Origin of the sequence: Aureliella helgolandensis (genome assembly GCF_007752135.1) — a bacterium.
In the GTDB taxonomy this organism is placed as follows: Bacteria; Planctomycetota; Planctomycetia; order Pirellulales; family Pirellulaceae; genus Aureliella; species Aureliella helgolandensis.
The window spans coordinates 6905786-6930013 of record NZ_CP036298.1; the positions used below are offsets into that span (position 1 = coordinate 6905786).

The following is a 24228-nucleotide window of genomic DNA, read 5'->3' on the forward strand; positions in this document are numbered from 1 at the left end:
ACACAGTTAAATTCGCACACAGTTAAATTCGCACACAGTTAAATTCGCACACAGTTAAATTCGCACACAGTTAAATTCGCACACAGTTAAATTCGCACACAGTACTGCGGGGCAGCTTAGCGTCGGCCGCGGGAACGTCCACCGCGTGGTCCACCACGATGCTCATGCTTCTTGTGGTTGTCGATGTTGGCGGTGACCAAGGTTTCCAACGAGTCTTGCCAGGTTGGAATGTTGCGGTGTTTTTCTTCATCCTCGGCCATCGCATCGTCATCGCCATCATCTACGACGCGTGGGCTACTCTTGCGTGGTGGTCGATCGTCGCGGGACCGCTCTTCACGAGGTCCTCGCACTGGCTCCGAACCTGCTTCACCATCCTTGCGGCGTGCTTCGGCGGGACGGCGACGTCTACGACGACGGCTTGAATCCCGTTCGCCTCCACGATCGTCTTCGCCATCACCGGCATCTTCGCGAGCGGCATCGGTGTCGGGCAGGACTTCTGCATCTGCTGCATCCCCCCGAGGAGCACGACTCGTGGGTGCTGCTGACTCCTCGCCCGAAACTTCCGTTGTCTCTTCGCTGGTGCGGCCACGGCCTCGGCCACGACGACGACGGCGGTTCGAACGACGCTCGGAAATACTTGGGCTCTCCTCGGTGGCTGGCACCTCGGCTGCGGCATCGAGTTGATCCGCTTCGAACGAATCGGGTTCGTCCCAATTTCCGGAGGATTCCACGGGAGCGTATAACTCAGCCCCGCCCCAGACTTTGGAATCTGAGGAAGTGGGCTGGTTACCACCATTCCGTCTGCGCGAATCGGCACGGTCTCTTCCTTCGCCTCGTGCGCCGGCTTCTTTGCGAGCTGGTGAGTCGCCCCGGCTGCTTCCGCGACGGCCTCTGGAATCCTCGCGAGAGCGACCTTCACTGCGTCCGCGCGAATCGCTGCGTGGAGAATCCGCTTCTGAGCGACCGGCACTCTCACGTCTGGAAGATGGCTCTTGGCGGCGTGGTCGCTCGCGAGCGACGGGCTCTTCTTCAGGCTCAGCCTCGGCAGCTTGCAAGCCTCGGCCGAACGAATCTCCTTTGGAATCGACCGCTTCGGTAGACTCATCAGAGCTGTCGGCACCACTGCGACCACGTCCGCGGCGACGCCGCCGTCGACCGCGTCGCTCGTCGCTTCCCTCTTCAACGTCACCGCTTTTAGCGTCGGCGCGGCTGACTTCTTCACCAAGCTCAGCTTCGGGCAGTTCGACGACCGCTTCCACATCCTCCACGGGACTGATGTCGTCAACTACGCGACGCTTCCGCCCCCAACCTTCACTGCGATCACGTGGAGCATCGCCGAAGAGGGCGTCCAAGGCAGCGTTCGAATCTTTACTCTTGGCCGACTCACCAAAGCCCGGAACCTCTGCGCGAGGTGGCTTCGAGCGGAATGAGATCATCTCATCGGAAATTTCTGGGGCAGCTTCGGGAGATGTCGGTGCTTTCTTCGCCCGAGGCGGTTCTGAAACGACATCTGCCCTAGGTGCCTGTTCAACCGGCGTCGGAACAGGGGCAGGGGCTTCTCGCGCACTGCGATCCCCCGGCAAATTGAACATACTCGCCAATTTGTCCCAGGAAGACTTGCGTTTCTTCGGGGGCTCTACGATGGGCTCGGCCGCAACCGGCTCGGGCAAGGATGGGGGCGAATCACTTTCGAACATTCGGTCAGATCTCTTTGTATGAGGTACCGAAGGCTCCGAATCGGGAACGCTTTGGCGAGGAGGTGATATCTCCGCCTGCTCAACATCCGGTGTGGACGTGGACAAGGCTGGAGGTTCAGCTGTCGGCTTGGCCGAATCAGCTATTGGGGACGCAGTGGGCTTTTTTTCAGCTGCCACTTTCGTCGATTTTGGCTTGGGCGCAGAGGAACCCTCAACATCAGGAGTACCTAAACCAGGAGCGCCCAGAACATTTGCGATCGATTTCCAATGATCCGCCATACTTTGCAGACTCTTACAACGACAACATGAGTGTATTGATTGCGACGACTTTAAGACTGAAAACGCCAGGTTTCCAGTTGCACCGCAGCTTCGGGAGCCTGAGCTCACGATTCAGCTCCCAACAACCACCGAAATCTGGCAATGCCAGGCATTTCCAGTCGGGCCGCCATTCGCAAATCAACCTTTATCAAAGGGCCATGCGAGGGCATCGGGCAGCTTAGCGGTAGGGGCGATTATACTGCCCCCAAGCGCTGGCGGAAGCCGAAACGGTCCCTCCTGAGCATCTCTCTCCTAAATTTCAAGGGGGGCTCGCTCCACAGACTTACTCCCCACCTCGCCAATTCAAACCTTTTCGAGCTTGGTAATCCTGCCCGTTTTTACCCATTCGGCAACATAAATGCTCCCATCTGCGGCAAAACAAGCGTCGTGCGGGTGGACAAACTTGCCCGCTTGCCAATCTGCGGGGGTTTCACGAATCTGCCGCCGACGATCTGCCGAAATCCGTGCAACATCCTCCCCTAATCTAGCTACGACTTGATTGTCCTTGTCCAGGATCGTCACGCGAGCCACCAATTCTGGAACTAACATCAGATCTCCGCAGATATCGACGTTGGCCGGTAGGCCGAACCCATCGATCGTATCGATATAATCGCCTGACAAGCTCAAGCGTTGCAGGGTATGGTGGGCGCGATCCGCCACAATGATGATGGGCTCCGCCCCGCGGGCATCGATCCAGATACCGTGGGGCGTATCAAAGGTGCCTTGCCCCTTGCCAGGCCCCCCAAAACAACTTTGCCACTGGCCAGCGGCGTCATAGCGATGGATAAAATACGATCCGTAGCCATCGGCGAGTAGAAAACCACCGTCGGGCAGAAATGCGAAATTGGTCGGCAAAAAGTGGTCGCGGCCCCAGGCTCGCTGCGGATGCTCGGCTTCCCCAGCCGCATATTTGTCACTTGCCATAGGGGCGAACTGCTGCCAAACCACCTCCCCGGTGAGAGTCAGCTTGGCCAAACACTTCACTTGCTGATAGGCGGCAATGTACAGGAATTCCTCGCCCCCCTCTTCGTGAACTTCAATCCCATGGCCCCCTCCCTGGAATTGCTGTCCAAAGGCTCTGACGAACTGCCCCTGCTCATCAAACACAAAGATGGCGGGATGGTCGGACTGCTTCTCGAGCCCCTCATGGATCACGTACAGGTTGCCCGCTTTATCCACAGCCACATTGTGAGTGGTTTGCCAAGAGTATTTGTCTGGGAGCTGCGGCCAATGGTGATGCACGCGATAGGTGAACTCTCCTGCGCCAATAATGACTTCCGAATCTACTTTGCTGGCTGTGGCGATCCGGGGTGCACTTCCATGCGCCGCCATAACACCGACAGTGGCAAGGCCGGTGCTCGTCAAAAAACGTCTTCGACTGGAGCCTTGAGTCGGGCAGCGCTGGGAATCCGATGGGTGGGTATCATTCACGATATAGCTCGCCTTCAATGCAAAACGGAAAACAGCCCCAAAACCAGAAGCCACCAGCGCGGGGCCAGTGGTCGGTCAATTCTACCAGCGCCAGCGGCGGCCTGCTCAACAACCTCGGTTTGGGCCCCCTAGGCGCAGGCCTATCGTCGCCATACTTCGCCTTACGGGACTGTTGATTTAATAGCGATGTGCAATTCCACGCGGAGCGTAGCATCCCTAAATGCCCTGTCTGTAGCGGTAACCACCGTTCCTTGCTCACGCAGCAGGTTACTATTTCCGCAGATCGTTCCAAGGCGGGCCAAGCCCCTGCGCACCAACCGCGCGCCCAAGCGGTTAACAACTCTGCGCCACGCGAGAAAGGGACTCCCCAGCACGCTCTACTGGCGGTTCCTCTCTGCTGACGGCCCACCGCTGCTGCACTTTTCTGGCCGCGAAACGGCTTGAGCATACCGCTGAATCTCGAGAAGTTGCCGCGGCATTTCTCAAGTTCTGGTTTCGCAGACTTAAAAATGCCCCTCTTCCAGACTTCCCACTCCGAATCGAGGCAGTGAGTGCCCTGCTGCGTCTCCCGCTCTCCAGCTCTTCTTTTTATAATCAGCCGGCAGTGTTGACGCAGCCCATCGCTTCCCTCGGAACCAGAAGACCGAATTCATGAAAGCACTTGTCAAAAGCCAAGCCCAAGTCGGCCTGTGGCTCGAAGACGTCCCTGAGCCCACCGTTGGCATCAATGACGTCTTAATTCGTGTCGACCGCACCGGGATTTGTGGCACGGACATGCACATCTACCAATGGGACAACTGGGCTCAAAAGACCATTCCCGTGCCCTTGGTCGTGGGGCACGAATTCGTAGGAGAAGTTGTCGAAGTCGGCTCGAACGTCAACGATTTCCACCCTGGTGAAATTGTCAGTGGTGAAGGACATGTCGTGTGCGGACGCTGTCGGAATTGCCTAGCAGGGCGACGCCATTTGTGCGCTGCGACCACGGGCGTTGGGGTCAATCGCTCGGGTGCCTTTGCTGAGTACATTTCGCTTCCCATGTCAAACGTGTGGCATCACCATGCAGGCATCGACCTCGATGTAGCTTCTATCTTCGACCCCTTCGGAAATGCCGTCCACACCGCACTCTCCTTTCCGATCTTAGGAGAAGACGTGCTGATCACCGGCGCCGGTCCGATCGGCTGCATGGCTGCGGCGGTCGCGCAGTACGCTGGCGCACGATTTGTCGTCGTGACGGACGTCAATCCTTGGCGTCTGGATTTGGCCAAGCGCATGGGGGCCACGCGCACCGTCAATGTCAAGCATGAGAGTCTGGCGGAGGTGCAGGCCGACCTCGGCATGACGGAAGGCTTTGACGTGGGACTGGAGATGTCCGGCAACCCCAGCGCGTTCCGACAAATGCTCGACAACATGGCCCACGGAGGAAAGATCGCCATGCTCGGTATCCCCGCCGAGCCCATCGCTATCGATTGGAACCAAGTCGTGTTTAACATGCTCTCCATCAAGGGTATCTACGGGAGAGAGATGTACGAAACCTGGTACAAGATGACCGTCTTACTCCAGGGCGGATTGGATATTTCCCCAGTCATTACCAATCGCCACCATTACACCGATTTCCAACTCGCCTTCGACGAGATGGCTACAGGTCAAACCGGCAAGTCGATTCTGTACTGGCGCGATGCGCCACCTGCCAAGCCCTAGACTCCACCATTGCCCAACACCGTTGCCTAAGTCACTGCCACCAGGCCTAGCCCCCAGAGACCAAGTCCTATGTTCGGAAAATTCCAAGACCATCTCCAACAACAGCTCAGCGAAATCGAAGCAGCCGGACTCAAGAAGTCCGAGCGAGTTCTTCAGTCGGCTCAGCAAGCGATGGTCAACGTCAAGGGACAACGCGTCCTAAACATGTGCGCCAACAACTATCTGGGCTTAGCCTCCCATCGCGTGGTGCGCGACGCAGCCACGGAAGCCATTGAAAAGTGGGGCTATGGGCTGGCGAGCGTCCGCTTCATATGCGGTACCCAACAATTGCACCAAGAACTCGAACTCAAGCTCAGCCAATTTTTGGGCACCGAAGACACCATTCTGTACTCCTCCTGCTTCGACGCCAACGGCGGTCTCTTCGAGACGCTGCTCACCGCCGAGGATGCAATCATTTCCGATGAACTCAATCATGCCAGCATTATTGATGGCGTCAGATTGTGCAAAGCACAGCGTTTTCGCTACAAGAATAACAACATGCAGGACCTGGAAAGCCAACTCCAAGCGGCACAGGGAGCTCGGTTCCGCATGATTGCCACCGACGGGGTCTTTTCGATGGATGGCACCATCGCAGACCTGCCCAGCATCTGCGACTTGGCGGACAAGTACCAGGCTCTGGTCATGGTGGATGATTCCCACGCCGTCGGCTTCATGGGACAGCAAGGGCGTGGCACGCATGAATTTCATGATGTAATCGACCGCATCGACATCCTGACCGGTACGCTCGGTAAAGCCCTCGGTGGCGCCAGTGGTGGTTACACCTCGGGCAAGCAGGAGATCGTTGATCTCCTACGGCAACGCTCGCGCCCCTATTTGTTTTCGAATTCACTGGCTCCGCCCATCGCCGCCGCGTCTATTGCAGCACTTGAGCTCCTCCAGCACTCAACCCAACTCCGCGATCAACTCCAAGAGAACACGCAATATTTCCGGCAGGCCATTACTAAGCTAGGTTTCAATCTGGTTCCCGGTGAACACCCCATTGTCCCGATCATGCTGGGAGACGCGAGATTGGCTAGCGAGCTGGCTGACCGCCTGTTGGAGAAGGGGGTCTACGTCATCGGTTTCTCCTACCCCGTAGTGCCGCAAGGCAAAGCTCGCATTCGGACGCAAATCTCCGCAGCCCATTCACGCGAAGATCTGGAATTCGCAGTAGAAATGTTCGGCCAAGCCAAATCTGAAATGGGGCTTTAGGTCCGTCGGAACAATTATTGGCGGATAGTCGCCGAACTGCTCCGCCGGTTCGTTCGGGAAAACACCGATCGGCGGAGCGATCTGGCGACACATATTGTTCCGAAGATTCTTAAAGGGGAAGTGGCTCCACACCTTCTTCAACCTGAGAAATCCTCTGCAGCGCGAGGAGGGCATGAAGCAACCGCGAAAGGGGGGGGGCGACCTTGCTATTGCTCGATGACGCCACAAAATTGCTGGACGGCATGCAAAGCAAAAGCCTGCAAATGCCTTCCCTTAAATCCAACCGTCACCTAACTCTAATTTCACCGTGACAGTGAGTGAGCCACGACGACTAGTGATACGCTATGGCCAGGCAATCCAGTCAGGCAGCAGTAAGCCCCGAACTATCCGGGCTGTTGATTAAATGGCAATTTGAATTTTAATGCGGAGGTAGCATCCTTAATTGACTTGTAGCAGAGGTTATCTTTCCTTGCTCACGCGGCGGGTTACTATTTCAACAGCCCGTATCGACCAGGGCCTCAACACCAGGGCGCCTGCGAACGGATTTTCTTGGCCGCACCGTTGGGCTTAAAGCGGCCCCCGGGAGTAACCATCCCTGCATGGCAAATTCCCTGCGACGGCCGATTGAATTTAAGAGGCGTTAGGGGTAGCACCCGGTAGATTCTGCAATTCGGCTAGGAGCTTGGGACCGGCCGCGACCAGCATGTCGAGCACTTCGTCGAAGCCCTCGTCACCTCCGTAGTATGGGTCGGGGACTTCTTCGGGCCAGCTGTCATCCAGATAGTCGCTGAGTAACCGCAGCTTCCCCTCTCCCCCATTGGCCAAGCCATGCAACTCTCGCAAATTGCTCTTGTCCATCGCAACGATAAGGTCGAAGGCGGCAAAATCACGAGAGGAAGCCATGCGGGAGCGGCTGGTCAGTTCGATTCCTCGTTTGGCGGCAGCAGTTCGCATGCGTTTATCGGCTGGTTCACCGATATGATAGCTGCTCGTGCCAGCCGAATCGACTTCGAGCTCATCCTGCACTCCCAACTGTTCGGCTAAATGCTGTAGCACTCCCTCAGCAGCTGGACTTCGGCAGATATTCCCCAAGCACACAAACAAAATTCGCTTCTTAGTGGTCATCTACCAACTCGCTAAGTCAAAAAACGGAGTCCCAACAAGCAGCTGGAGCTGAGGACACACTTCGAACGGTTCGTCAACGACTTGCAAACCTCCAACATTGCGGAGAGCCCAGCGAAGCTTGAGTACCTGAAGAGTCAGAGGCGACTACAGTCTTACCGCGAAGGTAGCCCCCCAATCAACGATAGCGGCAATCCCTCTCTCTCGCTCTCGCGGTGGGTTGATATTGTAACCTGCCAGATAATGACTTGTTGATTGAACCGCAATTTTCATTTCAGTGCGGCGGCAGTTCCGCCAATTACTCTGTAGGCGCAATCAAACTCTCTTGCTCACGCCGTGAGCTGCTACCTGAACAAACCGGTAAGCAAGCTTGAACTTGCTGTTGCTACAATTCGATTCTGATCGCAATTTTAGTATTGAGATTCAAAATCCAACGAAGTCAACAAGTCTCTTTCGCCAAGAACGAATCAAGCTTAGGGAAGCTGGGGCGCTCGCGCCGTGAGAACCGCAGCAGACACGCGTGCGGAACGCTCGGGGTCGAGCGTGGGACGACGACCGGCGATCGTGAGTGCCGCGGAAACTTGAGTTCCAGCCTCAGGCATGCGGGAAACCGGTGAGGACACTGCACCAGCCAAGACATTAGTACCGCCGAGCGTCTCTGGCGTCTCAAGGTCCGCTGTATAGTATTCGAACGGTACGCGTTGATCCTGTTGAACTTGTGCATGATGTCCGTGACGCAGTCCGTGGTGTGTGCAACACGTGGTACAGATCGTTTTGATAGACCAATCGTACTTGCAAACCGTGATCTCTTTCTTCACCTCCTCCAGCACGCACACTCGCCGCACCTCTCCGCCACGACGCGGGCCGCACTTATCCCACGGAAACTTGATGCCAGGAATGCAGATCTCCTTGGATTTCACTTCGAAGGCGGCCACATCCTCTTGTGCTTGAGACACCTCCAACACGCAGACCTGCTTCCCGCACACGCAGCAGCATCGGTGTCCACCGGCCCAGGCGGAAGCCATGGTGGAGGAAGCCAACAACAATGCAATGCTCAATAGATAACCAGATTTCATTTGACAGCCCTTTTGCAAACGACTTCGAGGAATTTGGGAGACCGCTTCGAATTGTCCACCTAGAAATCGCACATAAATCTTGTGCCTAGAATCCAATAGTCTCCCCCGTCAAAACCTCCGACAAGTTTGTGATCTCGGATATCTCCGCAGATCAGATTGGTCTGCACTTTTGAGTAGGCATTCCAATGCCAGTTGAGTCCCATCGTACAACTCTGCCCCACACCGCCCCGAATGTCCGCGTCCGACAGGTCGAGGTAGTCGTAGCGCGCGGCGAGTTGCCAGGCTCCCCAGCCACTGCCCGTGCCACCACTCAAGCGATCCACGAGGAAGAAGTTTTCATGTGGCTTCACGCGTCCGAGGGTACCGCTGCTTCGAGAAATTGGTAAATGCTCGCCGGTCAGGAAGTAGGAGGCGTACACGTAGAACCCGTGAAAGAATAAATCATCTCCCGTACCAGGAGTCACGTTGTCGCGTTGCATGAAGTTCGTCATGTATTCGCCGGTCAATTGGAATCGTCCCAAATTCAAGACGCTTTCCAATGCGATGATTTCGTACCAATCCGCGCCAGCAATGCGACCAGTGTCGAGCCAACGGGAGTCGCTACGTGCTTCGGGGCGCGTTCGGAAACGTCCTTCATTGGCGTTGGTGGCTGCGTCGCCAGCATTTCCATCGGGGTTGGAAATGGCACCAGCCAGGGCACAGTGATAGTAGCCGCGGCCCCCAGAAGCTTGGTCATACCAAGGCGTTGCGGCCAGGCGGCCATAGCCACCCATCTGCAAGGAGTCTCCGATGAAACGACCATCCGTAGAGGTATTCTCTAAATTAAAAATCCCATACCGCCAATTCACCGACTCGTCCTCGGTCACACCGTAGAAGCAAGCTCCTACACGACGTGCATCTTCATTGAACGACTCCACCACCAGAGGACGCTCGGCAAAAACGTTGTACCGCGAGCTATTGAGGTGATCGAGCCCCAACGGTCGCTTTTGATTGCCCAGTAGCAGCGTCTGATTGCCCGGTAAATGGTTCCAACCGAAATATGCATCTTTGTATTCAGGAGTCCCGGGATTGTTGAAGTCGAGTTGGATCTTCCACTCCATGTTTTGTGGGATGGCTCCATCGAACTCTAAGCGAATGCGGCGAAACTGAAAGCGATCCTCTGGATCGGTACCGTACGCGGCGGAGGTGGGATCAGAATGCTCGAGGTAGCCAATTCCGGGATCATTGTTCAAGAAGCCCCAGTAGTCCATGTGGATCCGGCCGCCCACATCGAACGTCGGCTTCTTCTGGGCATCGGCCTTGGCCTGCTTCTCGCCGTCAAGCCGATCCTTGTATTGCTCTTCAAGATCGGCGAGACGCTTATCCAGGTCAGCCTGCATCTTCGCCAAGGCGTCAACCTCACTGGCAGGCACTTTCTCCGCCAGCCCCCCAGGCTCGGTTTCCCAGGGAAGTGCCGCCATACGCATTCCATCTACCGCTGGCCCGGCCCGTTCAGCGGAATCAAAACCAGCAGCATTTGCCCCCTCCGGCCCCATTGAAAATGCTTGCTGAGCGTACCCAGAGCGACATTCCCAGCCCGCCCCCACCGCCACCAAGGCGCCCAGGAACAGTGCTATCCGCGTTATGCGTTTCATCGAGACTTTGCTTCCATGCAAAGGAGTGGATAACGAAAGCTCCGCAAATACTCCCAGCCCCAAACGAGTTGCAATCCATTGCACTTCGCCAGCTGGGGCGGTTTTAGATATCGCGTTGGTACTCCGCAGGTAACCCCATCACTTCGACGACCTTAGAATTCCCAGGACCAGGCTGACGAAGCGGCCAGTGGAAAACCGGCACGGCTCTGCCCATCGGTCGCATGGCGGAGGTCAGTGAAGGGATCGATTGCGGAAGATTGAGCTGGGCGTTCGAACTTTAATCGTTACAAGCAATGCGCCAACTACGGTAAGATTTCGTGAGAATGCAGTAAACGCGGTATTCTGGAGGTAAGACCAGTATTGCAACAACTACAACCCTCATAGTTTTACGCCCATGCCGCGAACGCCGATGGCGCGCTCGCGCACTCGTCAATAGACGAATTACCGGCAAACTCTACGCAAACCACTTAGCAGCATTGTCGTACAAGAGAGCCTGACGCTGTTTGTCATCCAAGCTCAGCGAAGTTGACAGCCAGTGATCCGCATCCTGCATCGTCGCTGCGGAGCCCACGAAATGGTCTCCCGAAACATCGCGAGCCGCCTTATCGGCCCCCACATGAACGGTACGTCCCCCCAAGGGGTATTCCCCGGGGCCAAGTCCTGCAGCACTGATAGCATCGGAGACCACCGCCAGGCGGTCGGCGGGCAGCCAATCCAGCAGGTGCCGGAAGAGCAGGGAGGGAACGTGGAAGCCATCTGCGATCACCGTAAACCGCAATTGCGAACGTTTCGCCAACGCGCGCAACAAGATGTTGTCATGACGTGGGAGCAGGGGGGGACAGCCGTTTCCAAAATGCGTGAAGAGGTCGAGCCCCTGTTCCATGCAGACCTCGAGCTCCTGCAACGACGCATTGGTATGGCCCGCCGCAACGTGCACCCCTTGCGCAACGCAGTACCGGGTCAGGGCCCCAGCCTGGTCCACTTCGGGCGCGAGGGTCACCAGCCTCAGGAAGCCCTCGGTTGCCTCATGCAAACGTTTCAGGAGATCAAGATTCGCTGGCGAAGCGTGCTGCTTGGGATGCGCACCGATATAGCCGGACTCCGGTGACAGGAACGGCCCCTCAAGGTGAATTCCACGAAAGACTTGGCCGGCAGCCCCACCGGCCTGGATCGCTGCGAGCAAATTCGCCACGCACCCAGTCATGGTCTGCTCCGAAGCAGTGATGACCGTCGGAAATGCAGTTACTACACCATGCGATTGCATCGTTCGAGCCGCCAATTCGACTTGCTCGACCGACGTGCCGGGGTCATTGAAATCGACCCCGACGTAACCGTTAATTTGCACATCAAAGTAGTGGTTCTGCATGGCATCGCTTCAGATTTTACGGTTTGTCGGAGTTGCAAGTGGGCGTCTCGAAAGGGGCGCGATGGCTAGGCTAGAGGAGCATCGGTATGCCGACAGCCCGCGCGCACATCGTCACTCAACAAGCTTGCACTCGGCTCGTCCAATACCAGCGTCACATCCTGATGTTGGCGGAGTGCGGTGGCGGGACAGTTCGGGGAAATTTCGCTTTCAATACTGGCCTTCACGGCCTCTGCCTTGCGACGGTCGGGAACCGAGCAGTAGATTTTGTCAGCCCGCAGAATCTGGCTGACGGTCATGCTAATCGCCCGCGTCGGTACGGACTCGAGACTATCAAACCATCCCTCCCCAACCTGCTGTCGGCGGCAGGCCTCGTCCAAGTCAACGAGGTGGTAGCAAGCTTTGGCCGAAAAATCGGCAGGTGGATCATTGAACGCCAAATGGCCATTCTCGCCAATGCCGCACAGCAGCAGGTCAATTTGCCGACCTTGCAACATCTGCTCCGCGTTCGCTTGGAGCGTTTCAGGTGGAAGTAGACCATCCAGATAATAGAAAGACTTCAGGGGAAGGCGATCGACAAATCGCGACGCGAGGTAACCACTGAAGGAAGCTGCGTGATCGCGGCCGATTCCTAGATATTCATCCAGATGAAAACCATTTACGCGAGACCAATCAATATCGGGTTGTTGTGTCAGACTATCTAACACCTCAAATTGACTAGAACCGGTAGCAATCACAAGATTGCATTCATCCCGGCTTGCGAGTGCATCGCGCAGGGTCTCAGCGGCCCGCTGGGCGGTAAAATGACCGAGTTCCGCTCGATCTGGCGCAATTACAATCTTCATCAGTTCAATATCCCTTGCGTAAAATCAGCATTTGCCCAGGCGGAGACTCGCCAGCATGGCAGGTGTTTCGTGGTTTGCGTGGAGCATTTCAAGCCAACACCCATGCTTTGATCGGTATTCATGAGCGGTAATCGTACTGGCTCGGATGCGAATATGAAGAGCCCCCTCGTCCGGTGGCAACTCCCTCCCAACGTCCAGTGCTATCATTTTCGAGATTAGAATAACAGACGCCAAAAATGAACTTTGGATGAATAGACGGCGCAAACACGCCAATCAAGGAACGATTCACCCCGTTAAACCATTGACTCCCTCTTGTGATCTTCGCATAATACGGCTGCGACATGAGAGTTGCATCCGCCAAACCAGGCCTGAAATTTCGAGGATTATGGAACATTGCTGGCAGGGATCTAGCCCGTCCAACCGCAGTGCTTAGATATGGAGACAGCCATGGCTTCTGGTACCTTTTTCGTTCGAGATTGCCCCACGTGTGGTCGCAAGCTGGAGGTTCGCGTCGAGCTGTTAGGGCGCGACGTCGAGTGCATCCACTGTGGGGCAGGTTTCAATACTCGCGAAAGCTCTCAAACGGCCTGCGATGACCTCAGGATTGAGCAGATCATTGCCCGCGCCCAGCAATACGTCGCATCAACCCAATCGCTCAACTCGACAACCACTGAATAGCTCCAGGTCGCGCCAGAACTCTGGGTAGGTTTTAGCAGTGCAATCGGGATCCAGAATTTCAATTCCAGAGCATTGCAGCCCGACCAGAGCCATGCTCATGGCCATGCGATGATCGCGATAAGTTTCGATTTGGGCGGGCTTCAGCTTCGTGGGTGGAATCATTCGCAAGCCGTCATGGAACTCTTCAACCTCGGCCCCCAGCTTTTCCAATTCTCTTGCTAAGTCTGAAATCCGGTCGGTTTCTTTCACGCGGTTGTGGGCTACGCCTCGTACCGACGTTGCCCCCTCAGCAAACAGTGCCACGGCGGCCAGCGTCTGCACGGTATCGCTGATGTCGGCCATATTGACGCTAACGCCACGCAGGGGCCCAGCGGCAGTCACCTCGATTGCGTCCCGCTCATACTTAACGTGACACCCCATCTGTTCCAAGACTTCACAAAAACGCACGTCCCCCTGCAAACTGGATTGGGACAGCCCCTCAACTCTTGCGCGGCCACCGGTAATGGCCGCCGCGCCCCAAAAGTAGCTGGCCGCGGAGGCATCGGGCTCTATGGAGTAATCCGTCCCCACATAGCGATGGTTGACGTCGATGGAGAAAGGCCCACTCACCGGTCCGCGGATGGAAGCGCCGAAGGCACGCATGACTTCTGCGGTCATCTCCACATAGGGGACGGAGACCAACGCGCCCTCGACAAGCAGATTCACATCTTGACGCGCCAGCGGTGCGGCCATCATGAGGCCCGACAGAAACTGACTAGAGATATTGCCAGCCACCGTTGCACTGCCACCGGCCAGCCCTTGGGCTTGTAGATGCACGGGTGGACACCCCGGGTTGTCCAGATTCACGCTTTCAACGTTCGCCCCTAACTGCCTCAAGGCGTCTAACAAATCAGCGATGGGGCGCTCATGCATGCGGGGCACCCCCGATAGTCTAAATTCTCCGTGACAGGCAGCCAGTGCCGCCGTTAGAAAGCGAATCGTTGTTCCACTATTGGCAACATACAGATCGGCTGCGGAAATTGGCAGAGCTCCACCGCATCCGTCAATCTCGACAGTGGCCGCTGAGCGATCATGCCGCAATTTCACCCCCAGCTGTTGCCAAGCCCCGATCATGACCTCGGTGTCCTCGCTGTCGAGCACCCCTCTCAGACAACTTGGTCCCTCCGCCAAGGCAGCGCAGATCAACGCGCGATTGGTGATACTCTTGCTTCCAGGTGGGCGGATCGAGGCATCCACGGGAGGGCAGGCATGCAGTCGCACGGCGTGTGTCACTGGTCTAGGATCTCTCAGGGAAAAAGGAAGAACGAAATCGATTGGCCATCAATGGTAACATCCACACCGTATTTTCCAATTCGATGGGAAGGGGATTCCAAACACAATTGGAACGAGCAGCTCATCCAAGGTTAATTTGCGGGTTATTCGGGAATAACATATCGGGCAGGCGTTGCCTCCCCATCCCCCCGCGGCGTCAATGCTCCAGCAGCGCATCACCTTGAGCGACGCCTTCATCTTACCGCACTGGCAGCCCCCCCCCCTAATCACGCTCTAGGAACAATGCCTCCGGCCTTGCCCACGCTGCGACTTGCGATTTCAATAAGCCGTGACGTGGCGAGTTGCCAATTCAACAAGCGGGCTGCGACGAGGACAACTCACTGGCCGTTGTTCGCTAGGCCGTTGCGCGTCAAGCCCTCGTTTGCCAGATAGCGCCGCACGATATCAAGCCCCGTTTTGGCAACGCGTGGGCCTAGGACATCGGGATGTCCTCCCATAGCTCGCCTCTCCAAATGAACGGTCGTGCTGGTAGCCAGCGCGAACACGAAGTCGAACGTCCCGTTGGTGCATTCCATTTCCTTAACGGATGGATAGACACCGACCACGAGCGCCAACTCCGCTCCAAATCGCTCTGCAGCCAATCTCGCAATGGCCGTCCAGCGCTCGTCTTCGAGTGTTTCCGAAGCGTTTTCCATCTCGCCGCAACCACTCGTGATGGTCTTGGATTCCGCTGCGGGCTCCCGCTCCAACCAACGCTCAGCGGCACTCCGATTGGGAAATGCGACGCCACCAGCAAAGCAACGACACTGGGGCTCATCCACCTTCAGCAACCAATCGCTAATCCAACTCGCAGCTCCCACTTCCACGCAGGCAAGAGTCCGCCCCTGCTGCTTCAGATTTCGAGCCACCACGTGCTCCAATTCGTCGTCCCCGGCACCGAAAACGAGATCCCCCAACGCCGATTCGATCTCGCCCAGCGTCGGAGCAATCTGATGCTGGAAGGTGGCGGCATCGGTGGCCCGACCGGCAACTCTCAGCGTGATCGTGGCGCGACTGACCGTAATACCGACCGTCGGCGTCCGCTGCCTCGCAATCAATTGCGGCAACTTGACTTCCACATCACTTTCGCCAATCCCAAAGACTTTGACGGCGTGATAGTGAAGTCGCCCAAGTTGACTCCCGAGCAGGAGTTCCAAACGCGGCGCTACGGTCTCCAGCCACATCTGCCTCATCTCGGCCGGCACTCCTGGAAGAGCGAACACGCGGCAGCTGCGATTGACGTTCCCTGGTGACTCCCCGGTGCGGGCCTGCTGGGGCGCGGCAACCTGTAGATCGATGCCGGGGGCGGATCCATGGGGGTTGGGCACGATTTGACTGCCGCGTGGAAACATCGCTTGCACGCGATTGTTTTCAGGCATCTCTCGGTTGCGGCTTGCAAACATCGCCACAATTTTATCGAGCGACTCCTGATCCAGTTCCAAAGGCAGCTGGAACGCGTCGGCCATGGCTTGACGCGTCAAATCATCGAGCGTTGGTCCTAGTCCACCCGTGCAGACGACCACCTCGGCACGTGCCACGGCCCGCTGCAAGGCCTCGACATTGTCGCTCAGGCTGTCGCCGATCGTGGTATGGCGAGCGGTCTGAATCCCCAGGTCGCCGAGTTGTTGGCTGAGCCAACGGGAATTGGTATCAAGACGTTGCCCACTGGTGAGCTCGTCACCAATGGCAATAATTTCAGCGTGCACATAAATTCCTTTTTAGTTCTCTGCCCAAGCCTTAGAGAACTTGGCCCACGGCTGCTTGGCAGTCATCTTTAACGCGGTTCGTTTTCCAGCATTCCTCACCGAAACAGTGTTGATTTGCCCAGACGTCCAATCGACTAACACGGAATTGACCAACACTTGCGGCTGCCCCGAGTCCTTCAGAGGCGTAATCTCGAAGTAGACCCACAACCAGTTCGTATCGAGCTCCTTGCCTACCCAATGCAGGCTGGAACGGTTCTCGGCCAACTTGGATGCGACGCCCTCCCCGGAGGTCGCAGCGGCATCCGCCTTGGCTCCCTCGTTAGTGGCCGGGCTCTGCACATCACGCTGCAGTTCTTCTGAGTTTTCCCGTGCAACCAGCACGTCCGCCTGCTCAGCCAGATAGAAATGCCCGGAAAGGTAGGCTGTTAGCAGTTCGTCGATGCGCGCTTCTTTTTCCAGATTGATTTTGCGTTTCAGTTGAGCGCTGAGCGATTGTTCCACGTCGACCGCTTGCAACTTCAAAGCGATCTCCCAACGACCAGATTTCTTATTGAACTCCATCTCCGCTGTACTGATGTGAAACGGATGGGCCAGCACCGTACTAGTGAGCATCCACACTCCACACACGCCTACAACGATTCTAGCAATCGCAGTGGTGAACCAGCTACGTTGGCATGGCTGCACCACGGTGCTTAAGCCCAGGTACTTGGCAATCATTTCGAGCAACACAAAACCCCTTTGGTTCAATCGAGCCATATCGCGTAATGGAACATTTCTTCAGCCCGCCGACTTCCTACGCATCGTCGGCATTCGCAGTTGGACGGACCTCAGCGGCTGGCTCAGCCGGCTGCGCTTCGCTCTCCGACGCGGCTCCGTCGGTCGAATCAGTGGTCGCTTCGGGCTGGCTATTTTTGGTCTCGCCCGCGACCTCCTCCTTAGCTGCATCAGCAGCATTGGGATTGTCGGTAGCGGCCGGCTTTTTGCTGTCCGCAGCAGGAGCAGCCTTCTCTGCAGCATCCTTCTCGGTAGCATCCTTCTCCGACTCGGCCTGCTCTTTTTCAGCCGCCTTCTTGGCCTCACTCTCTTTTCGCTTGCGCTCGGCTTCCGCCTTGCGTGCAGCGGACTTCATGGGGTTGTCGGCACTCCGCGGCTTATCATTCTTATACAACTGGAAGCGGCTGGGCTCAAACCGTGGAGGAAAGTAATTATTATCACGATTGGTATCCGCCGATTCTCGGTAGGGGTCGAGTTCAAAACTCTTCACCACCTTGTCAGACAGCACCGACGTGCTCGCCGTTTGATTGTTGCGGCGCCAAATTTCGGCTGGCAGCCTGAGAATCTCCTCGCTCTCGTCTTCGTATAAAACACGCAGCGTCATGGGCATCACCAACCCCCCAAGATTTTTGAAGGTGATGGTGTAGAAGTTCTGCTGGTTAGCGAGCAACTCCCTCTCTTCTTCTGTGAGTTTTTCCAACATGCGCGCGTACGCTTTGCGCGATTCGGGAGTCACCTCAAAGGGATCGTCGTTGTTGTAGAAATCCTTCAATTCGGGGAATTCATCGATGCGTTTGGCGAGCTCTTGATTGCGGACATCGGAAAGAGTTGGTGTGCGGTCCGCTTTTTCTTGCCGCTTACGATCGGAGATGGCATCCGGGTCTCCCTCATCGGGGACCTTCCAACTCACGCTATCAATGGCAATATCACAGTGATCGGTCGTGTAGAACCAACCTCGCCAAAACCAATCCAAATCAACTCCAGATGCATCCTCCATGGTGCGAAAGAAATCGGCCGGCATGGGGCGTTTGAATTTCCAACGCCGCGCATACTCCTTGAAAGCAAAGTCGAACAATTCGCGCCCCAGGATTGACTCTCGCAAAATATTGAGAGCCGTCGCGGGTTTTCCGTAGGCGTTGGCCCCCAGGTTCAAGACCGATTCGCTGTTGGTCATGATAGGAACTTGCTGGGAGCTGCGCATGTAGCCCGTGATCGCACTTGGCTCTCCACGCTGCGACGGATATTCGTCTTCCCACTCCTGTTCAGCCAAGTATTGCAAGAAGGTATTCAGCCCTTCGTCCATCCAAGTCCACTGGCGTTCGTCGCTATTGACGATCATTGGGAAGTAATTGTGGCCCACTTCATGGATTACCACGGAGATCAAACCGTACTTGGTGCGTTCCGAGTACGTGCCGTCCTCATCGGGACGCGGGCCGTTGAAGCAAATCATGGGATATTCCATACCATACACAGGCCCATTCACGCTAATGGCAGTGGGGTAGGGGTATCCGAAGGTGTAGCGGCTGTAAACATTCAGGGTATGGATAATCGAATGCGTCGAATACTGGCTCCACAGCGGTTCCGCTTCATTGGGGTAGAAGGACATGGCCATCACGGAATTGCCTTCGACAGCGTGTCCCTGGGCGTCCCAGATAAACTTTCGGCTGCTGGCCCAGGCAAAGTCCCTGACGTTTTGAGCATGAAAAACCCAAGTCTGCTCCCCTTCGGCTTGTTCCTTCTGGTTCGCCAAAGCCTCGTCGGGTGTCACCACAAAGACCGGTCGCTTGGCGGTTCGCGCTCGTTCCAACCGTCCCTTCTGCTCTTCCGACAAGACTTCGCCTGCGTTTTGAAGCACTCCAGTGGCGGCAACGATATGATCCTTCGGTACAGTGATGCGGACTAAGTAATCGCCCAACTCAAGGGTGAACTCGCCCGTTCCCAAGTACTGCTTATGCTGCCAGCCGTTCGCATCGGTGTAGGCCACCAAGCGGGGAAACCACTGGGCAATTTCGTAAATGTAGTTTTTGTCCTTTTCAAAATACTCACACCCCGTGCGTCCCTTGACGATGTCGGAGTCGTTGACTTGGTAGTTCCAATCGATGCTGAATTTGAACTGTTCTCCAGGTGCGATCGCTTGCGGCAAGTCGATGCGCATCATCGTTTTGACGAGCGTGTAGGGAAGCGGGCTGCCTGATTCATCGACGACTTTGGTGATTTCGGCACCGCCATCGAACGCCTGCTTGGCTTGCAGCTTCCGAAATGCCTCCAGCGAGAGTCGCGAATCGGGCTTAAACGTCTGCAGCTTGTTGGCATCGGAATCGGGACTGAACAGGTTCGCGTCAACCTGCAACCACAAGTAGCGCAATGCGTGGGGAGAATGATTGTGGTACGTCACCGTTTCGCGGCCGGTCACATGCTGTTTCTGATCATCGAGTTGCACATCGATGACGTAGTCAGCACGCTGCTGCCAGTACGCGGGGCCTGGCTCGCCAGAAGCATTGCGGTAGGTATTGGGTGTTGGCAAAGACTCTTCCAACTGTCGGAACTTGTCCTCTTGACCGTATTTTTCATTGCGCACCACCTGCCCCCAGGCGGGCCCAATACAGAGGTGTGCCATTAAAATCACGAACAAAATACTGCGGACCATGAGAACTCCTTCAACTACGGATCACCTAACATCGCTGCAATGCATTAGAATTGGGACGTGGCCTGCATTCAACGCGCACACGCGTCCCATCTTGGATATTCCTCAACAAGTGTACAAAATGTCGCAGTCAACCTACCCATTTGGCTATTGCACCAATGTTCACGCTGGTACGACCCTTGAGCAGGCACAGCAGAATTTGCTGCAGCATGCTGCGGCGGTGCGGCAGCAGGTCGTTCCCACTGGCCAGCTGCCGGTTGGACTGTGGCTGGCGGAAGACGCGGCCAACAGCCTCTTGGAAGAAGGGGCTCTCGAGCGTTTCCGTGGCTGGTTGAATGAGCACCACTTCTTCCCTTATACCCTGAATGGCTTTCCTCAGGGGGATTTTCACCAACCGATCGTGAAACACCAGGTCTATGAGCCGACCTGGACCTGCCACTCCCGTGCTCGTTACACAATGTGCTTGGCAGAAATCCTCGATGCGATCCTCCCTGCCGGTGCGACGGGCTCCATTTCGACCTTACCGCTTGGCTGGCCCCACGCTCCGTGGCACGCAGAAAACTTCAAAGAAGCGGCCGACCACCTTCACGAAGTCGCCAAGTTCTGCGATCGCTTGGCGCAAAACAGTGGCCGTGAAATTGTGATTGCCATCGAACCCGAACCGGGTTGTGTGCTCAATACAGCGCCCGAGATGGTCGAATTCTTCGAACACTTTTTGTTTCGTGGTCCCGATGCAGAACTCGCCCGACGCTATCTGTCCGTCTGCCATGACGTGTGCCACAGCGGTGTCATGTTCGAGCCGCAAACCACCGCACTGGAACTCTACCGCCAGAATGGAATCCGCGTTGGCAAGGTTCAAATTTCTTCTGCCGTACACGTCCCCTGGTCGCTGCACGCGGGCGATGCCTCCCGTGGCGGCGAAATGCTGGCTCAATTGAAGGCGTTCAACGAACCTAAATATTTGCACCAAGTCACACGCTGCAACCCAGACGGTACGTTCCAAGCACTCGTGTCCGACCTGCCCCAAGCGCTGGAGAACTGGCTGCCGGAGGATGGCACGATGCCTCAACAAGACTGGAGAATCCATTTTCACGTGCCAATCTTTGTTGAGCAATTCGAGCTGCTGCGAACAACGCAAAGCGACATCCGCGATGCCACTCGCTACTTAACGGAATATAAATACGATCGGGTTGCCGATTCCGCTTGGTTTACGGGGCACTTTGAAGTAGAAACCTATGCTTGGCCGGTGCTTCCCGAGTCAATGCAAGCGGCCACTCTTTCCGAGGGGATCGCCCAAGAGTTGCAGTACTTCCACACGTTACTCGAGGAAGAGGATCTTCGATGCTAAAGCGAATCTGGTGGCTAGCATTCCCCATCGTGGGGCTCCTGCTGTTTGCAGTGATTTCCGCCAATGCGCAACCCGACAATGCATCGGTAACCACCACTTACGCTGAAGTTATCGCAAGCTACCCTCACGACTCCCAGGCGTTCTCACAAGGGCTCGTTGTCGAGGGCGACACCCTCTACGAAGGCACCGGACACTACGGCACTTCAACGCTCCGTCGCGTAGACCTGAAGACGGGCCGCGTCCTCCAGCAGATCCCCCTCGACGCAAGATTTTTTGGGGAAGGGATTACGATTCTGGGAGATCGCATCTACCAACTCACTTGGAAGGAACGCGTCTGCATGGTGTATGACAAAGCCACGCTGAAGCCGATTGGCGCATTGCAATACTCCGGCCAAGGCTGGGGATTGGCCGACGATGAAGAGCGACAAATTTTCATGAGTGATGGCTCCAGCACCATTCGAGTTCTCGACCCGCAGACCTTCCAAGAAATCCGACGCATCCGTGTCAAACAGGGGCGGCGTTACATCGACCAGCTCAACGAATTGGAATACGTCAATGGCGAACTACTGGCCAACATTTGGTATTCCGACAAGATCGCACGGATCGATCCTGCGTCGGGACAGATCTTGGGCTGGATCGATTGCAGTGCCATCTACCCCTTCCGGCAGCGTCCTAGTCGCGAGCACGTTCTCAACGGCATCGCCTTCGATGCTGAATCCCAAAAAATGTATGTCACCGGCAAGAATTGGCCCCAGCTGTTTGAAATTAAGAATCCATTGGCCACATCCCCAGCACTCAGCCCCTAGATTCTCCGCAGAAGAGGGTTGCCAGGCGGGGAGCACCTGCACCAACGCCTCGGCATTGGTGTTGCAGATCGCTCCACTCCGCAGCTCTGCCAAATGGAGCTGAGAATGCCTCGATTCCCCAGTTTCAACCCCACAGCGGTCCCCCGTTGTCGCCCAAGCGGGTGAACCCGATAGGCGAATTGCATGTCGGGTGTTAATATTTGAGCAACTTCAGCAACTAGGGCGGACGGTCTCCCTAGGGAGTTGTTGAGCTGGCTGGGTGGGCCGAATCGCGGTCCCCCGTTTCCGTTGGAAGTAAGAATCAAACATGGCGTATCTGGGTGTCAATATTGACCACGTTGCCACCGTTCGACAAGCGCGTCGAACCTATGAACCCGATCCCGTACTCGCCGCAGGGCAGGCACTTTTGGGTGGTGCGAAAGTTATCACCATTCACTTGCGCGAAGACCGTCGGCATATTATCGATCGCGATGTGCGAATTCTGCGTGAGACGGTGCCCAGCGGGTTGAATCTAGAGATGGCGTGCGAGGCTGAAATTGTCGACATCGCTTGCCGAACCATTCCCGACCAAGCAACCCTCGTGCCTGAAAAGCGCGAGGAGGTAACGACCGAAGGCGGACTGGATGTGATCGGAGAAGAAGCCCGTGTGCGCAGTGCTGTAGAACGCCTGCATGGCGTTGGAATACCAGTCAGCCTGTTCATCGATCCCGACTTGCCGCAAATCGAGAAATCAGCGGAATTAGGGGTCGCCGCCATTGAACTCCACACCGGAACTTACGCCCTGGCTAAGGGAGATGAGCAACAACGCGAGCTTCAACGATTGATCGAAGCGGGACGCCTCGCCGTTGAATTGGGGCTGAAGCTCCACGCTGGCCACGGCCTAAACTACCTCAACGTTCAACCCGTGGCGGCGATCGCCAACATGCGAGAATTGAACATTGGGCATAGCATCATCGCGCGGGCCATTTTCACGGGACTTCGTGAGGCTGTCGCCGAGATGAAACAGCTGGTCGATCAAGCGAGCACCTATCCCGCCTTGCAATCCCCTTAACCTCCGCTGCTACCCGCTCAATACTACTTTACAGCACATACTTCACCCTACGAATTTTAGACACATGACACAACGCAAAGGCTCCGAGTACGCTGGACTATCCGTCGCAATTGTCACCCCACTCAAAGACAACGCGCTCGACGTGGGACGCTTGCGGGAGCAAGTGGAATTTCAAATTGAGGCGGGTACGACCAGTATTGTTCCGGTGGGCACCACTGGCGAATGCCCCACTCTGTCCCACGAAGAGCACGAGCGGGTCATTAGTGAAGTCGTGCAGATCGTCGCTGGGCGGATCAAGGTCATGGCCGGCACAGGCAGCAATTCGACCTCCGAAGCCATCCGTCTCACCCGCTGGGCGGCCAAGGAGGGGGCCGATGCTTCCCTGCAAGTCGCCCCGTACTACAACAAACCGACCCAAGAGGGTTTCTACCAGCACTTCAAAGCGGTTGCTGAGGATGTTGGGTTGCCTATCTGTGTTTACAACATTCCCGGCAGAACGGGGAAGAACATCGAGCCCGAAACGATCGCTCGCTTGGCTGAAATTGAAAACATCACCATGGTCAAGGAAGCCACGGGATCTCTGGATCAGTGCTCCCAAATCCTCAACACAACCAACTTGACGGTGCTCAGCGGCGATGACAGCCTAACGCTTCCGATGATGAGCATCGGGGCAGAAGGGATTATCTCCGTTGCGGGAAACATAGTGCCCCATGATGTGATTGCCATGGTTGCAGCGGCGGCGGCAGGCGACTTTGCGACCGCCCAACAATGGCACCACAAGCTGTTTCCACTCTGCCGTGACATGCTTGGCCTGAGCACCAACCCAATCCCACTCAAAATGGCAATGGCCCTCCTGGGGCGAGACACTGGGGAATTGCGGCTGCCGATGACTCCCTTGGATGCAGAGCAGACGAAAGCGCTGCGAAAAACTCTCGTCAACTACGGACTGCTGAACTCCTAGTGCCGGGGCACTGACATAATCGGCATGTTCGCGCAAGTTGCTCCTCGTCGTGGCCGATTCCGAACGTTCAGCTGAGATCCGAGCAATGTGCCCCATGAGGTAACGTACTGTATGGCGGAATGCAATACAGCCCTCATGGAGCCGGCCGATTGATGAATGCGTCACATCTCATTGAACAACTCGCACAGCTTTACCCTGTTTACGACACTTCAGATTTGCTGCGACTGGCATTGCTGCTCTCACTCCAGCACCCTGGGCTGGAGGAGCTGGAAGATGGGGCGGTGCTGCAGCAACAGTGCAACGAGATTGCCCTGCAGCTGAGCGCATCGTCCGACCAACACGCGGCTGTGGCCGATGAACTCGATTCTCTGGCGGCCACTTCTCCCTGCGATTTCTCTCCAGACCATCTGTGGACCCTGATCCGTGCCATCAAGGTGCAGAGTCAGATTCTTAATCTCTACCTCGGCCCCTCCGAATCCCCTGCCTAGCAGCGCCCCCTCCCGCGGGCCACTCC

General features: G+C 56.3%; 19 protein-coding genes. 8 read left to right on the forward strand and 11 right to left on the reverse strand.

Annotation, left to right across the window (positions count from 1 at the left end):
• Positions 1–116 precede the first annotated feature (116 nt).
• Positions 117–1697 (reverse strand): hypothetical protein, encoded by a 1581-nt coding sequence (locus Q31a_RS24430; RefSeq protein WP_145083721.1) that lies wholly within the window; start codon positions 1695–1697, stop codon positions 117–119.
• Positions 1698–2318: 621 nt separating this feature from the next.
• Entirely contained in the window at positions 2319–3446 is a 1128-nt protein-coding gene (locus Q31a_RS24435; RefSeq protein WP_145083724.1) for an NHL repeat-containing protein, read from the reverse strand.
• A 651-nt stretch (positions 3447–4097) separates the two neighbouring features.
• On the opposite strand from Q31a_RS24435, the gene tdh reads away from it, so the two are divergent.
• Positions 4098–5144, forward strand: a complete 1047-nt coding sequence (tdh, locus tag Q31a_RS24440; RefSeq protein ID WP_145083727.1) for an L-threonine 3-dehydrogenase — start codon at positions 4098–4100, stop codon at positions 5142–5144.
• A gap of 69 nt (positions 5145–5213) precedes the next feature.
• Positions 5214–6395 carry a glycine C-acetyltransferase gene (locus Q31a_RS24445; protein ID WP_145083730.1) on the forward strand — a complete coding sequence of 394 codons (1182 nt, stop codon included), beginning with the start codon at positions 5214–5216 and terminating at the stop codon, positions 6393–6395.
• 630 nt (positions 6396–7025) lie between these two features.
• Here Q31a_RS24445 and Q31a_RS24450 read toward each other — a convergent pair.
• The 5 genes from Q31a_RS24450 to Q31a_RS24470 form a co-directional block, all read right to left on the reverse strand.
• Positions 7026–7520, reverse strand: coding sequence for a low molecular weight protein-tyrosine-phosphatase (locus Q31a_RS24450; protein ID WP_145083733.1), 495 nt, complete (start codon positions 7518–7520; stop codon positions 7026–7028).
• Positions 7521–7990: 470 nt separating this feature from the next.
• Positions 7991–8593, reverse strand: a complete 603-nt coding sequence (locus Q31a_RS24455) for a hypothetical protein (RefSeq protein WP_145083737.1) — start codon at positions 8591–8593, stop codon at positions 7991–7993.
• 59 nt (positions 8594–8652) lie between these two features.
• Entirely contained in the window at positions 8653–10227 is a 1575-nt protein-coding gene (locus tag Q31a_RS24460) for an OprO/OprP family phosphate-selective porin (protein ID WP_145083740.1), read from the reverse strand.
• 454 nt (positions 10228–10681) lie between these two features.
• Positions 10682–11593: an N-acetylglucosamine-6-phosphate deacetylase gene (locus tag Q31a_RS24465; RefSeq protein WP_145083743.1), complete on the reverse strand. Its 912-nt coding sequence runs from the start codon at positions 11591–11593 to the stop codon at positions 10682–10684.
• 65 nt (positions 11594–11658) lie between these two features.
• Entirely contained in the window at positions 11659–12435 is a 777-nt protein-coding gene (locus Q31a_RS24470) for a glucosamine-6-phosphate deaminase (protein WP_197355623.1), read from the reverse strand.
• A 447-nt stretch (positions 12436–12882) separates the two neighbouring features.
• On the opposite strand from Q31a_RS24470, the gene Q31a_RS24475 reads away from it, so the two are divergent.
• On the forward strand, positions 12883–13113 hold the full coding sequence (locus Q31a_RS24475; RefSeq protein ID WP_145083749.1) for a hypothetical protein: 231 nt from the start codon (positions 12883–12885) through the stop codon (positions 13111–13113).
• Here the strand turns inward: Q31a_RS24475 and aroA are convergent.
• The 4 genes from aroA to Q31a_RS24495 all read right to left on the reverse strand — a co-directional run bounded on the left by aroA (position 13078) and on the right by Q31a_RS24495 (position 19551).
• Complete coding sequence (gene aroA, locus Q31a_RS24480; protein ID WP_197355625.1) at positions 13078–14385, reverse strand: 3-phosphoshikimate 1-carboxyvinyltransferase; 1308 nt, start codon at positions 14383–14385, stop codon at positions 13078–13080. The genes Q31a_RS24475 and aroA overlap by 36 nt on opposite strands.
• A gap of 377 nt (positions 14386–14762) precedes the next feature.
• Positions 14763–16130 carry a competence/damage-inducible protein A gene (locus Q31a_RS24485; RefSeq protein ID WP_197355627.1) on the reverse strand — a complete coding sequence of 456 codons (1368 nt, stop codon included), beginning with the start codon at positions 16128–16130 and terminating at the stop codon, positions 14763–14765.
• Positions 16131–16142: 12 nt separating this feature from the next.
• Positions 16143–16847: a DUF6702 family protein gene (locus Q31a_RS24490; protein ID WP_315851671.1), complete on the reverse strand. Its 705-nt coding sequence runs from the start codon at positions 16845–16847 to the stop codon at positions 16143–16145.
• A 76-nt stretch (positions 16848–16923) separates the two neighbouring features.
• A complete protein-coding gene (locus Q31a_RS24495; RefSeq protein WP_197355629.1) occupies positions 16924–19551 on the reverse strand; it encodes a M1 family aminopeptidase in 2628 nt (875 codons plus the stop codon).
• Here Q31a_RS24495 and eboE point away from each other — a divergent pair.
• The 5 genes from eboE to Q31a_RS24520 all read left to right on the forward strand — a co-directional run bounded on the left by eboE (position 19550) and on the right by Q31a_RS24520 (position 24202).
• A complete protein-coding gene (gene eboE / locus Q31a_RS24500) occupies positions 19550–20896 on the forward strand; it encodes a metabolite traffic protein EboE (RefSeq protein WP_145083761.1) in 1347 nt (448 codons plus the stop codon). The two genes, Q31a_RS24495 and eboE, sit on opposite strands and share 2 nt — an antisense overlap.
• Positions 20890–21702: a glutaminyl-peptide cyclotransferase gene (locus Q31a_RS24505; RefSeq protein WP_145083764.1), complete on the forward strand. Its 813-nt coding sequence runs from the start codon at positions 20890–20892 to the stop codon at positions 21700–21702. Before eboE ends, Q31a_RS24505 begins: the two co-directional genes overlap by 7 nt.
• Before the next feature lie 307 nt (positions 21703–22009).
• On the forward strand, positions 22010–22753 hold the full coding sequence (locus Q31a_RS24510; RefSeq protein ID WP_145083767.1) for a pyridoxine 5'-phosphate synthase: 744 nt from the start codon (positions 22010–22012) through the stop codon (positions 22751–22753).
• A gap of 64 nt (positions 22754–22817) precedes the next feature.
• Positions 22818–23714, forward strand: coding sequence for a 4-hydroxy-tetrahydrodipicolinate synthase (gene dapA, locus Q31a_RS24515; protein WP_145083770.1), 897 nt, complete (start codon positions 22818–22820; stop codon positions 23712–23714).
• A gap of 152 nt (positions 23715–23866) precedes the next feature.
• Positions 23867–24202 carry a hypothetical protein gene (locus Q31a_RS24520; protein ID WP_145083773.1) on the forward strand — a complete coding sequence of 112 codons (336 nt, stop codon included), beginning with the start codon at positions 23867–23869 and terminating at the stop codon, positions 24200–24202.
• Positions 24203–24228: the final 26 nt, after the last annotated feature.